This window comes from Oscillospiraceae bacterium (assembly GCA_015068525.1).
GTDB lineage: Bacteria > Bacillota > Clostridia > UMGS1840 > HGM11507 > SIG450.
In genome coordinates, this window is the sequence record SVKJ01000005.1 from 72,891 (window position 1) to 89,628 (window position 16,738).

12 protein-coding genes are annotated in these 16,738 nt (G+C 31.8%); 2 read left to right on the top strand and 10 right to left on the bottom strand.

What is annotated here, in order from left to right; genetic code table 11:
- Nucleotides 1-28 precede the first annotated feature (28 nt).
- From E7419_02905 to lexA, 5 genes are all read right to left on the bottom strand, one after another.
- The gene (locus tag E7419_02905; GenBank protein MBE7014141.1) at nucleotides 29-1,246 is read right to left on the bottom strand and encodes a bifunctional folylpolyglutamate synthase/dihydrofolate synthase; all 1,218 of its coding nucleotides are present in this window, start codon (nucleotides 1,244-1,246) and stop codon (nucleotides 29-31) included.
- Entirely contained in the window at nucleotides 1,243-3,855 is a 2,613-nt protein-coding gene (locus E7419_02910; protein ID MBE7014142.1) for a valine--tRNA ligase, read from the bottom strand. Before E7419_02910 ends, E7419_02905 begins: the two co-directional genes overlap by 4 nt.
- Before the next feature lie 305 nt (nucleotides 3,856-4,160).
- Nucleotides 4,161-5,546, bottom strand: a complete 1,386-nt coding sequence (locus E7419_02915; protein MBE7014143.1) for an ROK family protein — start codon at nucleotides 5,544-5,546, stop codon at nucleotides 4,161-4,163.
- A complete protein-coding gene (gene nagA / locus E7419_02920) occupies nucleotides 5,527-6,669 on the bottom strand; it encodes an N-acetylglucosamine-6-phosphate deacetylase (protein MBE7014144.1) in 1,143 nt (380 codons plus the stop codon). Before nagA ends, E7419_02915 begins: the two co-directional genes overlap by 20 nt.
- 367 nt (nucleotides 6,670-7,036) lie before the next feature.
- Nucleotides 7,037-7,669 carry a transcriptional repressor LexA gene (gene lexA / locus E7419_02925; protein MBE7014145.1) on the bottom strand — a complete coding sequence of 211 codons (633 nt, stop codon included), beginning with the start codon at nucleotides 7,667-7,669 and terminating at the stop codon, nucleotides 7,037-7,039.
- Between the two features lie 88 nt (nucleotides 7,670-7,757).
- Here lexA and E7419_02930 point away from each other — a divergent pair, with 88 nt between their 5' ends.
- A complete protein-coding gene (locus E7419_02930; protein ID MBE7014146.1) occupies nucleotides 7,758-8,240 on the top strand; it encodes a superoxide dismutase family protein in 483 nt (160 codons plus the stop codon).
- Nucleotides 8,241-8,263: 23 nt separating this feature from the next.
- On the opposite strand, the gene E7419_02935 is transcribed toward E7419_02930, so the two are convergent.
- The 3 genes from E7419_02935 to E7419_02945 form a co-directional block, all read right to left on the bottom strand.
- On the bottom strand, nucleotides 8,264-8,989 hold the full coding sequence (locus E7419_02935; protein ID MBE7014147.1) for a hypothetical protein: 726 nt from the start codon (nucleotides 8,987-8,989) through the stop codon (nucleotides 8,264-8,266).
- A gap of 398 nt (nucleotides 8,990-9,387) precedes the next feature.
- On the bottom strand, nucleotides 9,388-10,524 hold the full coding sequence (locus E7419_02940) for a chromosome condensation regulator (GenBank protein MBE7014148.1): 1,137 nt from the start codon (nucleotides 10,522-10,524) through the stop codon (nucleotides 9,388-9,390).
- A gap of 1,096 nt (nucleotides 10,525-11,620) precedes the next feature.
- Nucleotides 11,621-12,376, bottom strand: a complete 756-nt coding sequence (locus tag E7419_02945) for a hypothetical protein (GenBank protein MBE7014149.1) — start codon at nucleotides 12,374-12,376, stop codon at nucleotides 11,621-11,623.
- A gap of 175 nt (nucleotides 12,377-12,551) precedes the next feature.
- Between E7419_02945 and E7419_02950 the strand changes: the two genes are divergently transcribed.
- A complete protein-coding gene (locus E7419_02950) occupies nucleotides 12,552-12,851 on the top strand; it encodes a LysM peptidoglycan-binding domain-containing protein (protein ID MBE7014150.1) in 300 nt (99 codons plus the stop codon).
- A gap of 30 nt (nucleotides 12,852-12,881) precedes the next feature.
- On the opposite strand, the gene malQ is transcribed toward E7419_02950, so the two are convergent.
- Together malQ and E7419_02960 are read right to left on the bottom strand one after the other, a co-directional pair.
- Complete coding sequence (malQ, locus tag E7419_02955; protein ID MBE7014151.1) at nucleotides 12,882-14,315, bottom strand: 4-alpha-glucanotransferase; 1,434 nt, start codon at nucleotides 14,313-14,315, stop codon at nucleotides 12,882-12,884.
- A gap of 15 nt (nucleotides 14,316-14,330) precedes the next feature.
- Nucleotides 14,331-16,736 carry a glycogen/starch/alpha-glucan phosphorylase gene (locus E7419_02960; protein ID MBE7014152.1) on the bottom strand — a complete coding sequence of 802 codons (2,406 nt, stop codon included), beginning with the start codon at nucleotides 16,734-16,736 and terminating at the stop codon, nucleotides 14,331-14,333.
- Nucleotides 16,737-16,738: the final 2 nt, after the last annotated feature.

Here is a 16,738-nt window from a genome sequence, read left to right on the forward strand (position 1 = left end):
TATTAAGTTTTTCCTTTGTTGAAATTTATCAAGTTTTATCGAATAAGTTCTTAATTTGAGATATTTGATATATTGAACCACAAAAAATATAACTTTCGTCATTTTTCTTTGTTTTTATATCATTTACAATCTCATACAATGGCATTGTTTTAAAACCAAATTCAGTAGATAAAATTTTAGGATCGTGACTTAATTCTTCAGAAAACGAAGTAAGAATTACTTCACCGTGATTTTTTAAATTCTTTAAAAATCCTATTGCATCTTTTTCTTTAAAAACCGATACTATATAAACAGGTTTTTTAATATTGTGATAGCAAACTGTTTCAACTATACTTTTTGCACCTTGCGGATTATGCCCTCCGTCTATAAATACTAAAGGATTATCAGAAATCTTCTCAAATCTACCCTCAAATTTCATTTTTGAAAGTCCGTTTTTTATATATTCATATTCGATGCCAAGTTTTTCACTTGCCTCAATTGCAACACATGCATTATAAACCTGATGTTTTCCAAGCATGTTTATATTATATTCCTTTTCTTTATATAAAAATTTACTGCCGGAAAAATCTCTGGAAATTATAACAGGTTCATCTATCGTCTTATATTCGCTCATTTTTATTTTACATTCTTTAATTAAAACATCTTCACAGTCAGTAGGATAATACACTAAAGGAACATTTTCTTTTATTATGCCTGCCTTTTCATAAGCGATTTTTTCTACCGTGTCACCTAAAATTTTAGTATGATCCAAATCTATTGTAGTAATAACAGAAAGTTCGGGAACTACAATATTTGTGCTATCTGTTCTTCCGCCCATTCCTGCTTCCAATACAACATAATCGCATCCTTTAATATAAAACCAGTACATTGCAATAGCAGTAATTATATCAAACTGTTTTACTTCATGTGGAAGTGCCTTTGCGATATTTAAAATCATACTGCCGATTTTTGCAAGTTCGTCATTTTCAATATTTATATTATTTATCTTAAATCTTTCGTTGAACGTATGAATATAAGGCGAAGTAAAAAGACCTACTTTACACCCTTTTTCAATAAGTATAGAAGAAATATAATTTGATGTTGATCCTTTACCGTTAGTACCTGCAATATGTATAAATTTAAGTTTTTTATGAGGATTCCCAATCTTTTCTAAAATTTCGCACATCACTAAAAGGTTTGGTGTTTTACCAAACCTTTTAATTTTGAATAATTCATTTAAAAAATCATTATAACTTAGTTCAATCATTTCAACTTATCTTCAATTTGTCTTAACATTTCTTCAAATTTTAATTTCTTTTCTTTTTCTTCGTCAATAAGTTTTTGAGGCGCCTTATTTACAAACCCTTCATTTGAAAGACGTGAATCAACTCTCTTTATTTCACTTAAAATGTGTTCTTTTTCCTTTTCAAGTCTTTCTCTTTCTTTTTTAAGATCAACAAGTTCTCCTAAGGGCATAAGAATTTGTGCGCCCTCTACAACTAAAGATACAGCGTTTTCAACAGTCAAGTCTTTGTCAGTTGTAACAACAACTTCCGATGCTCCACCAAGTTTTGTAAAGAATCCTGCCCCTTTAGTAAATGTATCCACATCATCAGTAACAATGAACATTTTAGCTTTTTTTGACATTGGAACATTCATTTCTGCTCTTAAATTTCTAAGTGCTTTAATTGCTCCGATAATCATTTCAACTTTCTTTTCATCGTCTTTAAAACTAAGTTCTGAAACATATTCAGGCCATTTTGAAATCATAATACTTTCTTCATTTGTCGGTAGCGCCATGAATATTTCTTCAGAAATAAACGGCATAAACGGATGAAGAAGTTTAAGTGAACCTGATAATACATACGATAAAACATTTTGTGCAACACGTCCGCTTTCTTCTTTTGCATAAAGACGCATTTTTATCATTTCAATGTACCAGTCACAAAGTATATCCCATATAAAATCATATAATTTTGATACAGCAACACCAAGTTCAAATTTATCAAGATTATCAGTAACTTCTTTTACTAAATCATTATACTTAGATAATACCCATTTATCTTCAATTTCCAGATTTTCAGGAATTTCAATACTGTCAATATCAAGATTCATTAGTGTAAATCTTGATGCATTCCAAATCTTATTGGCAAAGTTTCTTGATGCTTCAACCTTTTTAATAGAAAATCTCATATCATTACCGGGAGAGTTTCCTGTAGCCAAAGTAAATCTTAATGCATCTGCACCATATTCATCTATAATTTTTAATGGATCAATACCATTGCCTAATGACTTACTCATTTTTCTGCCAAGTTCATCACGAACAAGACCATGAATAAATACATATTTAAAAGGAACTTCATTCATTTGTTCCATACCTGAGAATATCATTCTAGCAACCCAGAAGAAAATAATATCATAACCTGTAACAAGTACGCTTGTAGGATAAAAATATTCTAAATCTTCTGTTTTCTCAGGCCATCCTAAAGTTGAGAAAGGCCATAGTGCAGAACTGAACCAGGTGTCAAGGACATCTTCTTCCTGTTTCATTTTTCCATTACATTTAGGACAAGCCAAAACATCTTCTTTAGAAACAACCATTTCACCGCAATCAGCACAGTAATATGCAGGAATTCTATGCCCCCACCATAACTGACGGGAAATACACCAGTCATGAACATTTTCCATCCAGTTTAAATAAGTCTTTGAAAATCTGTCAGGAACAAACTGAATTTCTCTATCTTTAACAACCTCAATTGCTCTTTTTGCCAACGGTTCCATTTTAACAAACCATTGTTTTGATGTAATAGGTTCAACAGTTGTACCACATCTGTAACATTGACCAACATTATGTTTATGAGGTTTAACTTTAACTAAGAAGCCTCCGTCTTCCAAATCTTTTACGATTTGTTTTCTCGCTTCGTATCTATCCATACCCTGATATTTACCACCAAATTCATTGATAGTAGCATCATCATTCATAACTCTTATTTGTTCTAAATTATGTCTTAATCCTACCTCAAAGTCGTTAGGATCGTGAGCAGGAGTGATTTTAACACAACCTGTTCCAAATTCTTTATCAACGTATTCATCGGCTATAACCGGAATTTCTCTGCCAACAAGCGGTAGAATTAAAGTTTTGCCAACAAGGTGTTTATATCTTTCATCTTCCGGATGAACAGCAACAGCAGTATCCCCAAGTAAAGTTTCAGGTCTGGTTGTTGCAATTTCCAAAAAGTCTTCAGAATCTTTAATAAAATATCTGATATGCCAGAAATGACCGTCTTGTTCAGTATATTCTACCTCTGCATCAGATAAAGCAGTTATACAATGAGGACACCAGTTAATAATTCTGTTACCTCTGTATATAAGACCTTTTTCATAAAGTTTAACAAAAACTTCTTTAACTGCTTTTGAGCAGCCTTCATCCATTGTAAATCTTTCTCTTGAAAAGTCACAGGAACTGCCAAGTTTTTTAATCTGGTCTAAAATATAACTTCCGTATTTATTTTTCCAGTCCCAGACAAGTTCCAAAAACTTTTCTCTGCCAAGATCATGACGTGTAAGTCCTTTTTCTTTTCTTAAATTTTCTTCAACTTTAATCTGAGTTGCGATACCGGCGTGATCAGTACCCGGTATCCATAACGTTGGATAGCCCTGCATTCTTTTGTATCTTACTAAAATATCCTGCAATGTTTCATCCAGAGCATGTCCCATATGAAGTTGACCAGTAACATTCGGAGGCGGAATAACAATTGTAAAAGGTTCCTTATTCTTGTCGATTTTTGGAGTAAAGTAACCATTATTCAACCATTTTTCGTAAATTTTATCCTCAACCTCATTTGGTGAATAATTTTTTGCAATATCATTTTTCATAACATAAACTCTCTTTCTATACTAAAATTTCATAAATGTAGTAATTACAAGTATAAATTTTACCATCTTTCAACTATTTATAATAACATTTTTTTAGCCGAAAATCAATATTTAATATTATAAAATATTAAAATATTGTTAAAAATTCTGATAAAAATTAAAAACACACTCTGATTTAACTCAAAATGTGTTTTTAAAAAGATTATATCTAAACAAAGTTAAAGAATAATGTATTTAAATATAACTGAGGCACACTCAATTATAAAGTGTGCCTCGAAAAGTTCTCTATTATACCAAATTATATATTATTTAAGTTCAGGTAAACTTGCTGCCGCAACAGATTGACCAACTCTTCTTGAACTTTCATCAGGAATATGAAGATTAATCTTTTTAGAAAGTTCTGGGAATTCTTTATCTAAAACTTCCTGAGCACGGCTAAGCAGGATTGTTCCGCCTTCGCCTGATGTAACACGACCCATTATAAGAACATGTTTAATATCATAAAATTCTGAATAGAAAGCAATCGCATATCCGAAATATGCACCGATTGTGTCATAAATATCAGCTGCTCTCTGGTCTCCTTCTTTCATAAGCCCCTGAACAACCTTTAATTTTTCTGCAGGAGAAAGATTTTCATCAAGTTCAATTCCGGCATATGGAGCAAGTTTGATAACTCCATCCTGTGAGAAATATTTAACTCCGCATCCGTAGTCGCCCGACCATTCGTCAACCATAGCATCAGAAGAGAAGTCAACAGGAACGAATGCAAGTTCGTTAAGCCATCCTGTGATATTTCCCTGAGGGTCAACATAACCACCTGCTTCAGATGTACCCATTGCAACACCTAAAACTGAGTTATCATTTAAATCCATAGCACCTGCAAGAGCAGTAACATCACCATCATTTGCAACTTCGATAGGAATATTTTCTCCTATTTCTTTTGCAACATCTAAGTACATATTTTTAACTTTTTTATCAAATTCTTCATCACTAACTTTTAAGAACAATGAAGCAACCATAATTCTGTTATCAACATATACACCGGCACTTGAAACACCAATAGCATCAACTCTTGGCATATGAGATGCAGCTGTTTTCATTGCTTCTAAAATTCCCTGATAGTGATAATCCGGGTCAGAGTTTATTTTAGGGAACCAAACAACTTCTTCAGAATAAACGCTTTCGCCATCAATAACAGCACTAACTTTTCTGTCACTTCCGCCAGCGTCAAAACCGATTCTGCAACCATCAAGATGTCTTCCGATAGGAGCAGCAGCAGATTTATCTTCAGGAGCTTCTTCTAAAGAGCATACAATAACTTCAAATTTTTCTTCATACACTCTTTCCATAAAGTGAACATCAAAATCTCTTAAACCGCCATATGTATATGCTTCTTTGATTTTATTACCAACAACTTCGCTTCCTGCGATATAAATTTTATATCCACCTGCAACCCATAAAAGAGCCTTAGCTATTCTTTCAACAAAGTTGAAGTTTTCTTCATCGTGATCGCATCCATCTTTGAAAACTCTTGTTTTATAGGTAACAGTATAACCTTTGTTTCTTTCAATCGCAATGATAATGTCCTGACCGTCATCTTTGGTCTTTTCTTTCATATCTCTTACGATTAAAGATAATGGTTGAAATTTAGGATCTAATTTTGCATTAACTTTAAGATTCATATTTAACATCTCCTTTTATAATTGTTTTTAATACATTAAATTCATTATCTAAAACTACAATATCGGCATCTTTACCTACATCCAAAGAGCCTTTTTTATCGTCAATTCCTAATGTTGTAGCAGGGTTAAGTGATGCACCGTTAACACATTCCCATAATGGTATGGTTGAATTTGTGTAAACATTCCATACACCTTTATTAAGCTTAAGAACGCTTCCTGCAACAGTTCCGTCTTCCAGACGACAAACAACATCTTTGTATATAATTTTTTGACCGCCAAGAGTATATTCTCCATAAGGCAACCCACCTGCAGGAAGACAGTCAGTAATAAAGCAAAGTTTTCTTCCTTTTATTTTCCATAAAATATCATATAAACTTGCTGATACATGGAAAGCATCAACGATAACTTCGCAGGAAACATCTGAATTGAATGCCGCAGTAACAACACCTGGCGCACGATGTGCAAGCGGTGTCATAGCGTTAAAAAGATGTGTGACATGTTTAACACCGTTTTTTGTACTGTTATATGCTGTTTCATAATCGGCAGATGTATGCCCCATAGATACAATAACATCAGTTTCGTTGTTTATTTCTCTTATAGCATCGAAATTCTTTGTATCTTCTTCAGGAGCCAAAGAAATGATTTTAATAATATCGGCATATTCTTTTACAAACTGCGCATCAGGCTTAAGTATATATTTAGGGTCCTGCGCACCTTTTTTAGATTCGCTGATGAACGGTCCTTCAGCATGAACACCTAAAATTTCACTGCCTTCCCATGTTTTGCTTTCTTCTTTTAAATTTCTTAAAACTTCAAGCGATTTTTTTATAACTTTCATATCTTCGGTCATTGTTGTCGGAAGATAACCTGTAACCCCGTTTGCAACAATACCTTTTGAAATTACTCTTATACTTTCTTCTTCCCCGTCACAAACATCTTTTCCGAGATAGCCATGTATATGTAAATCAATAAATCCTGGAGAAACATATCCTCCGTTTGCGTCAATAACCTCACAATCGCAAGGCACATCACATTCAGGAACTATCCCGCAAATTTTGTCTTCATATAACAAGGCGGAGTTTTCTGAAATTCTGTCTTTTAAAATAATTTTACCATTAATTATTGCTTTCATTTTTACACCCCTTATTAACTTTATTAAATAATTTAATAAAGTTTTTTATTTATTATATCATACTATTTTTTTATATGCAATAGATTTTAATTAAAAAATTCAGTGTACAATTTAGATGCCAAATGTTTTGGCGATATACTCACATCCAATCAATTTCTTTCAGCTAAATTTTGAGCTAAAGCTCAAAGCTAAATTATCTCATTTCATTCAATAGCTAAATTGTTTCTTTGAAACAGCTAAATTAAATTCGCTTTTAGCTGACTGCAATGTCAATTTAGCTACGAAGTAATTTAGCGTGCATTAGCACATTTAGCTCGCCGTCAGGCGAATTTAGCCGAATAGATTTAACTTTGTTAAATCTATTCTATTACATCATTCTTATAAGACCTATTACTCTTCCGAGAACTTTAAGTTCATTTACAATAATAGGCTCCATATAGTCATTTTCAGGCTGCAATCTGAAATATCCGTTTTCTTTATAAAAAGTTTTTACTGTAGCACTGTCATCTATAAGAGCAACTATAATATTTCCGTTTGATGCAGTATCTTCCCTTCTTACTATAACATAATCGCCGTCAAAGATACCTGCATTTATCATACTGTCACCTTTAACTCTTAACATAAATACATCTTTGTTTTTTGCAAAATCCATTGGTAAAGGGAATGTTCTTTCCACATTTTCTGCCGCCAAAATCGGCTGACCTGCTGCAACCTGCCCGATAACAGGAACTTCAAGATAATCTATTCCATTTTCTTTTCCTTTATATATATCACTTTCTTCTCTGTAGTTATCCGATATTGAAATCGCTCTTTTTTTAAGAAGGTCTTTTTTAAGATATCCCATTTCAACAAGTGAATTAATATGAGCATGTACTGAGGAGGGAGAACTTAAGTTTACACCCTTACATATATCACGAACTGCTGGCGGATAACCGTTTTTTTCTATATAGTTTTTAATAAAATTAAATACTTCCTGTTGTTTTTTTGTTAAATCATGCATTTTATTACCTTCTTTCTTTTTTTATTAAAATTCACAAATTCTAATAAGCAGACATATTATATATAAAAAAGTTTTTCAGGTGATTTATATGTTCAATAATTCTATAATAAATATCAAAAAAAGACCTTATGCGATTTCAAGAATAAAGGGAAACAATAATAACCCGCGTATCAATGGTATTGCTTACTTTTACAAAGTACAATCAGGTGTACTGGCTTCTATTCAAATTACCGGTTTGCCTTTATCAGACGATATTTGCAAAAAACCTGTATTTGCAGTTCATATTCACAGTGGAAACAGTTGTACCGGAAACAATACCGACCCATTCGCAGATGCATTGACACATTATAATCCAAATAATTGTGCTCATCCCTATCACGCAGGCGATTTACCACCTATATTTGGTGCAAACGGGATTGGACTTTCTGTATTTTTAACAAACCGATTTTCCGCCGAAGAAATAATAGGAAAAACAATTATAATTCACTCTGCACCTGATGATTTTACATCTCAACCATCAGGTAATTCGGGAACAAAAATTGCATGCGGAGTAATTTTGCCTAATTATTAAACTCTTCTTATTTAATAAATATATTATGTGTCATATTCAAAGTAATACATTATATCTGTATCACAATCATAAATGGCTATTGAAAAATTGAAAGAATATCTATCAAACAATTCAGTATCGTCTTTACTATCCTTGCTTTTATAATGTCTGTCTTCAAACATAAAATAGCCATTTTTTATTTTAGGAATATGTGCTTCTTCCTGTAACTTATATCCATATGTAACACCATCTTTTTCTCCGCCATATATAATGAGATTAAGATTTTCAGACAAAGGGAGTTTATTCCAATTACTGACTATTTTCAATGCTTCTTCTTTGTTATCAGAGCAATCTAATATTAAATAATAAGAGCCATCTCCATGAAATCCCCCATGAGTGTCAAGTTCTTCAATTACTGTAAAATCTCTTTTTGAAAACTCAAAATATTCTCTAAAATCCGCAATATAACATAAAGTATAGTATAACGATAGCAAAAACAAAAATGCTACTAAACAGTGCATAACAGGGAAAAAAGTTTTAAATGAAATCTTTTTATTTTTCCATGTTTTATATAATGAATAGATATATGTAATAATATATGTTGCACCAATCATCATACCCAAAAAGGACATAAAAATTTCAACAAATGATAATTTTGTTATAACTGAACCAATAAACCACAGTAGCATCATCAAACTTCCAGACATTGCAATAGGTATTGGCAATGCGAAAAGAATAAATAAAAATATAATCAAAGGTTTATTTTTCATATTACCTCTCCTAAATATCATTTAACATAATTCGACTTTTGTCAAGTCAGGAGAACAGTGAATAATAAGAACCATCACGAAATATAACGAAATCAAAGATTTCTATATTTCGGAGAACCTTGTTACTCCGTAATAAGAACCATCACCCAACACGAAATCACAGATTTCTATTGGGTACCCGAGAACCTTGTTATGCTAACGCATAATATGGACCTACTATTTTTCCCTTAATTTTTCACTGCATTTTTTCTGAACAAAATTCTTTAGAACCTGCGAGAATACTGGATTTTCTCGCTCCCGATAGTGTATGTAAATATCAAAATCGGCAAACTAATCTTTTAAATTGTATGGACTTGACACGAGTAAAACTCGATGAGTTTTCTCTTGCGTCAACACCATCAATAATCTTTTTTCTTTCCGCACCCTGTACATTTTTTACTAAAAAGCCCTTCAAATTCACTGCCACAATATCGGCAAACATTAGCATTTCTTTTTTCATTTTCCAATAATTTTTCGATTGAATCACTATTTGGAGGCATAAGAATATTATTTATACTTTCAATTTTTGATTTTACTCCAAATGTCGCACCGGCAACAACAAGACTTCCTGCCGAATTTAGGCCTATTGTTGTTATTAAGCTATTTGAAATATCAACTATTCCTTCCCACTGTAAAACATCACATTGGTTGTTGCTATTATAACCAGTTGCAATAACTGTTCCATCTTTTTTCAATCCTATAGTAAGCTCCATCCCTGCAAAAACCTTAACAATGTCTGTCCATTCATGAACATTGCATTGACCTTTTGAATTATTTCCAACAGCAACAACTTTACCGTCTTTTTTAATACCAACAGTATGACCAAGCCCTGCGGAAATTGATACAATATTTGACCATTTTGAAACATCACACTCTCCATGTGAATTTGAACCAGCCGCCACTACAGTTCCGTCTGTTTTCAAACCAACTGTATGAGAAGCTCCTGCAGAAACAGCTAATATATCTTTCCAATTTGCAACATTTGTATTTTTACTTTGTTGGTAACCCGTTTCAACAACGGTACCATCTTTTTTAAGACCCACCGTGCGGCCTCTAGAAGCAGAAATTGAAATAATGTCTGTCCATTTTGATACATTACATTGTCCCTCCGGGTTGAAACCAGTCGCCAAAACTGTTCCATCAGTTTTTAATCCCACTAAATGAGATCCACCTGAAGAAATGGAAACTATATTTTTCCAATCTCTTACATCATAGTCTTGTCTTATAACAAAGTCAGGATCATATCCTTTAATAACTACAGTTCCGTTAGCTTTTAACACAGCAACATTATTACCTAGAACAGAAATATACGATCGAAGATTATATACACATTTTTGTTCAATTAATTGTTTAAATTCTCGATTATTTTTTTCAATGAATGCTATGCGGTTTTCAATGTATGTATTCACCAATTTTTTAGCATTTTTCCAATCAGAAATTGATTCTAGTAACTTGATTGCATTTTCATATTCTGCTACTCCTATATTTGGATTCATAAGGATATCCTTTGCCGAAAAATAGATCATGTTATTCTTGTATTCTAGACTATTATTAACTTCTATATTTATTTTTGGAACTTTATAATATGTTTCAATGGCCCATAAATTAATAGGCACAAAAACAATTTCAATTTCTTTATTTTTAAATTTTTCTGTTTCGATACAATACCCATGAAGTGAGTTTTTCTGTATAGAACCATTAAACGGCAATACAAATATCACATCACCTACGATTTCTTCATCAACAACCACAAGTGCCTTAAAAGAACCATCAACAGTAGCATTTACATCATCATAGATCAGAATGCCTGGTGTGGGTTGTGTTTCAACAGTTAACTCTAGTGCTCCTGTTTCCGTATATTTTTTCTGCACAACACGTGGATTAAGTTTTGCAAGCAAATCATACATTGACAACTCTTCTACCAATTTTTTGCTAAAATCTTTTATTTCTGTTCTTAAGTAATCGATTCTTTCTTTTGCCTTTTTTATAGTTTCATCAATGCTGAATGAAGCATCCATTTGCATTTTTACAATCGAACTCATCAATTGTTGATTATGTTCACGTGCTTTTACATTCTGTTGCTGAATATCCAATGCAGTTGCTAACCCAGCTGCGCCTCCAGCTATTCCGCTTGCAACACCTCCAAGAATAGCCCAATCCTTTTCCTTAATTTCCCCGGCTTTGTATATCGCCTTTCCTATGTTTTGAGAATTTTCCTTTTGCTTTTCATAAAGGTTGATTTCATATTGTAATCTAGATATTTCATCTACTAGCACGGAAATAGGCTTATCGCTTCCTGTATACCAAGCAAATTCTTTAACCGTCTTAATATGTAATAATTCTTTTGATCGTGTTTTTTCTATATCTTCATTCTTTGGTTGGTCCTCTTTTTCTTGAAAAAAAATATCCTTTCCTTTATTAAACATTTCAACAAGTTCAGTTTCTGAATAGTCGAATCTGTTATTTTTCGCAGCAAGAACAATTCTTGCGATATCAGCTTTTGTGTCTAACTTTACAATGCCATCTTCTTGACAAATCAAATAAAAGTTTTTTGCGGTATTATTATCCATATTAAAAACTCCTTATAGCCATTTATAATCTTATATCATTAATTATCCACATTAACCCATTTGTTAATGAATTGCGATAATTAACAACTCGTTTATAAGTATCAATATAAGTTTCCATTATTTTTATTAATTCACCCTTTATGTACTCGTCATTGTAGATTACTTCCCCTTGCGGTTGCTCAATTTCTTTTTGTTTTCTTGTTAAATATGCTCCCGGTCTATTGATAGCATAATTTTCAGCAAAATTTCGTAATTCAAGTTGTTCTATTTCTAGCAGTAAATCAACTGTTCTTTTTCCTAAAATGTTTAATGAAATTAGTTCTAATATCTCATTATGTATCTTTTTTTCATTTTCCATCAAAAAATCTATAATAACAATTTCTTTTTTATTTCTTACAACGTACGTACCTTCAGAAAATATATCAATATTTTGAATATTGTTCTCAATCTTTCTTTTTATTTTTTCGTAATCACTAACAAAATGTTCTTTTGCAAAAATATAGATAGTATCGCTCATGTATGTTTCTATTTCAGCTAACTTTACATGAATATATTTATTATATTTCGTTTTTCTTTTTAAAAATGAAGGCAATGTTTGAATTACATAAAATATGTAAGCGCCTATTAAGCTAAGGCATACATTATAAATCAAAATATTATTATGCACAAAAAAATCTATATTGCAAATAGCAGGCGCATCACAACAATAAAGAAAGCTTATTGTAAATGCAATAAATAATAATATATCCGTCATAATATCTCTCTTTTCTTCAAACATTTTTCGACATAATATAGTTCGTGTCAAGTCAGGATTAAAGAATAATTTCATCCTTTTCAAAGTCATTATACCATCTTTTTTCAAAAAAGTCAAACAAATGTTCGAAAAAGTATTGACAAAAACATTTGTTCGATTTATAATATAATTACTTCGAACAAATGTTCATTTAGAAAGGATGGATATTATGAAAAAAATAGTTATAAAAAACAAATTCAGATTTATATGTTTCTTACTTGTTGTATTTACACTTTTATCAATATTATTAGTTTCAGTTTCAGATTTTGGAAAGGTTTATTCCAAGTCTTATGACAGATTTGCTACATACTTTGTTGAAAGCGGAGATACCTTATGGGAAATTGCTGAAAAAAATAATATAAATAACAAAGATTTAAGAAAACTTATTTTTGAAATAAGAGAACTTAATGGCATTGATTCCAACCTTTATATAGGTCAGGAAATTATAATTCCACTTTAAAGTAAAAAAAAGACGCATCAGCGTCTTTTTTTAACATCTTTTATATAATTCATTAAATCGTTTAAATTTGTCTTTATCGATACTTTGCAGTTGTTCTTTGGTAATTCTGTACTGCCAGTTCCCTTCTGCACGCCCAGGAACATTTATTCTCGTGTCACTTCCATAACCCAAAAGGTCTTGTATAGGCAAAATAACAATCCCTGCATTACTTGCAAAAATACTTCTTAAAATACTATCATAACCTTTTTCCCAATCATCCAGATGATAATTACAGTATTCAAGCATTCTTCTTTTATTATCCATAGGAAGTTCCCATAAATGTCCAAGAAGAGTATTATTATCATGTGTTCCCGTATATGCTACGGAGTTATTGATATAATTATGAGGAATATGAGGGTTATCAGAATCATCTAAAAATCCAAACTGAAACACTCTTACTCCAGGATATCCGCTGTCACTTAAAAGTTTTTTAACATCATCGGTTATTTCACCTAAATCTTCTGCGATAATCAAAGTATCGGAAAACTTTTCATTAAACTTTTCAATAAGATCCATACCAGGTCCTTTTACCCATTTTCCTCCTCTGGCAGTTTTATCGCCGTACGGTACTGCCCAGAATGACTCCAAGCCTCTGAAATGGTCAATTCTGACACCGTCAAACAGTTCCGTCATATAGGTCATTCTGTCAATCCACCATTTATAACCATTTTTCTTCATAGCATCCCAGTCATAGAGTGGATTACCCCAAAGTTGCCCGTCAGAAGAAAAATAATCAGGAGGAACACCGGCAACGCACAAAGGGAAATTATTTTCATCTAATAAAAATTCTTCTTTATTTGCCCATACATCTGAACTGTCAAGTGCAACATACATAGGTATATCCCCTATGATTTTTATTCCCTTTTCATTTGCGTATTTTTTTATGTCTGCCCACTCATTCAAGAATTCATATTGAATAAATTTCCACATAAACAAAGTATCGTCATCTATTTCGTCATTTGTCCATTCATACCATGGTTTTTCGCTATTAGCCTCTTTTTTTGCCATGAAGATACAAAAATCTTTTATATGTGGTCTTAATTCAACAAACTCATTTATTTCATCTTTATTTTGAACTCTTTTAGATGCAATTTTCAAAAGATCAAAACGCATTTGATATAATCTTTCGTATTCAGCGCTATATGGTTGAGTCTGATGATTAAGTGTAAGTTCTTCTTTAGTTAAAAGGCCTTTTTTATAAAGAATTTCCAAGTCAACAAAATAAGGATTTCCTGAAAATGCACTGTATGACTGATATGGTGAATTAAAGTCATCTGCCATTAAAAAAGGTAAAACCTGCCAGTATGTGAATTTAAGTTCACATAAAAAGTCTACAAATTCTTTAGCACATTTTCCAAAACTGCCAATAGAATAATCTCCATACAGTGAAGAAATGTGCATTAAAACACCACTTTTTCTCTCCATTTCGAACCTCTTTAATTATACAACAGGATCAATATTCCAGATTTTTTCGGCATAATCAGTAACACTTCTGTCAGATGCAAACATTCCTGAATTTGCAATATTTCTTAAAGACATTTTTGCAAATTTATATTTATCAGAATATACTTCGTCAATTTTATTATGAATGTCACAATATGCCTTAAAGTCAGCAAGACACATAAACGGATCCTGATTTAATAAATTATTGTATATAGTATCAAAGTTCTTACCGTTTATACCACCGTTTTTAATAAATTCTAAAACATCACGGATATCTTTATCATTATCATAATAATAACGAGGATTATAGCCTGATTTATATAAGTTTTCAACTTCATCTGCTCTTAGTCCGAAAATAAAGATATTATCTTCTCCAACACATTCATAAATTTCAACATTTGCTCCGTCCATTGTTCCACAGGTTACTGCTCCGTTAATCATAAATTTCATATTTCCTGTACCGGACGCTTCTTTTCCTGCCTGAGAAATCTGTTCGCTTATATCTGCTGCAGGAATAATTATTTCTGCTAAAGATACCCTGTAATCTGCTATAAATACAACTTTAATGTAATCTCTGACATCAGGGTCTTTTTCTATCATATCAGAAAGAGCGCAAATAAGACGGATAATCTCTTTTGCCATATAATATCCTTTTGACGCTTTTGCAGCAAATATAAATGTTTTAGGATGAGGTTTTAAACCTTCAAACTTTATTTTTCTATACATATAAATTATATGAAGAACATTTAAAAGTTGACGTTTATATTCGTGAAGTCTTTTAACCTGAATATCAAAAATAGAATCACAGTTTATAGTAATACCATTTGTTTTTAAAATATAATCTGCAAGACGTTTTTTGTTTTCATACTTAATATCACAAAGTTTATCAAGAACTTCTTTATCATCATAGAACTCATTAAGTTTTGAGATTTTTTCTAAATCTTTTTCAAATCCGCCACCGATTTTTTCTTCAAGTAAACTTGTTAACAGCGGATTAGACTGACAAAGCCATCTTCTGTGTGCAATACCATTTGTAACGTTGGTTAATTTATCAGGAAAAACACTGTGAAACTCTTTAAAGGTATCAGTTTTTAATATTTCAGAGTGAAGTTTTGATACACCATTAACACTAAAACAACACGCCATACATAAATTTGCCATTTTAACAACGCCATCAGAAATAATAGACATTGAGTTTATTTTGGCTGCGTATTCACTGTGATTTTCATAAATCATATTACAAAATCTTCTGTTAATTTCTTCAATAATTGAATAAATTCTCGGCAAATGAGATTTAATCAAATCAACCGGCCATTTTTCAAGTGCTTCGCTCATAACTGTATGATTTGTATAAGCGAGAGTTTTACATGTAATATCCCATGCTTTATCCCATAAATATCCGTAATCGTCCATAAGTATTCTCATAAGTTCAGGAACACATAGTGACGGATGAGTATCGTTAATATGAATAATTACTTTATCTGAAAGATTATCTAAGGTATTATATTTCTTAAAATGCTTACTTGTTATTTGTTGCATAGACGCACTTACAAAGAAGTACTGCTGCTTAACTCTTAACGATTTACCATTGTAATTATCGTCTGCAGGATATAATACTTTAGAGATAGAACTTGCAATTGCTTCTTTTTCAGATGCCCTTCCGTGTTCACCCTGTGCAAAAAGATCCATATCAAATCCCTGTTTACTGTTTGCACCCCAAAGTCTTAAAGTGTTTACAGCATCAGTATCGTATCCTGATATTAAAAGGTCATAAGGAGTTGCAGTAATAGGCACATAGTTCACATGTTCGGTTTTAAGACCTTTATCAGTCCATATTTCATTTATATCTCCAAAGAATTTAACTTCAACTGCTTCATCTTTTCTTGGAATAAGCCAATGACCTCCAAGATCCATCCAATCGTCAGGAAACTCTGTCTGCCATCCGTCAACAATAACCTGTTTAAAAATACCAAAATCATATTTTATAGAAAAACCTGTCGCTTTATAACCTAAACTTGTAAGAGAATCCATATAGCAAGATGCAAGTCTTCCAAGACCTCCGTTACCAAGTCCTGCATCAGGCTCCATTTCGTACAGTTCTTCAATGTCAAAATCATTTTCTTTAAGCATTTTTCTTATATCATCTTCTATACCAAGATTCCAAAGGTTATTTCTTAAAGATGTTCCAACTAAAAATTCCATTGACATATAGTAAACTTGTTTTGCTTCTTTTTCACTTACTTTTTTATTAAAATTATATCTTTTTTCTGCTAAAATTTCGTTAGTCACGCCAAGAACTGCTTGATATACCTGTCTCTTACCCGCAGAATTTAAATCACATCCGAAGTTTAATTCAATATATTTTTCCAATTTTTCTTTAAAGTAATTTGTGCTTATTTTCATAT

Coding starts and splice junctions, on each gene's coding strand:
- E7419_02905 (MBE7014141.1), bottom strand. CDS start 1,246: ATGATTGAACTAAGTTATAATGATTTTTTAAATGAATTATTCAAAATT.
- E7419_02910 (MBE7014142.1), bottom strand. CDS start 3,855: ATGAAAAATGATATTGCAAAAAATTATTCACCAAATGAGGTTGAGGAT.
- E7419_02915 (MBE7014143.1), bottom strand. CDS start 5,546: ATGTTAAATATGAATCTTAAAGTTAATGCAAAATTAGATCCTAAATTT.
- nagA (MBE7014144.1), bottom strand. CDS start 6,669: ATGAAAGCAATAATTAATGGTAAAATTATTTTAAAAGACAGAATTTCA.
- lexA (MBE7014145.1), bottom strand. CDS start 7,669: ATGCATGATTTAACAAAAAAACAACAGGAAGTATTTAATTTTATTAAA.
- E7419_02930 (MBE7014146.1), top strand. CDS start 7,758: ATGTTCAATAATTCTATAATAAATATCAAAAAAAGACCTTATGCGATT.
- E7419_02935 (MBE7014147.1), bottom strand. CDS start 8,989: ATGAAAAATAAACCTTTGATTATATTTTTATTTATTCTTTTCGCATTG.
- E7419_02940 (MBE7014148.1), bottom strand. CDS start 10,524: ATGAATCCAAATATAGGAGTAGCAGAATATGAAAATGCAATCAAGTTA.
- E7419_02945 (MBE7014149.1), bottom strand. CDS start 12,376: ATGTTTGAAGAAAAGAGAGATATTATGACGGATATATTATTATTTATT.
- E7419_02950 (MBE7014150.1), top strand. CDS start 12,552: ATGGATATTATGAAAAAAATAGTTATAAAAAACAAATTCAGATTTATA.
- malQ (MBE7014151.1), bottom strand. CDS start 14,315: ATGGAGAGAAAAAGTGGTGTTTTAATGCACATTTCTTCACTGTATGGA.
- E7419_02960 (MBE7014152.1), bottom strand. CDS start 16,736: ATGAAAATAAGCACAAATTACTTTAAAGAAAAATTGGAAAAATATATT.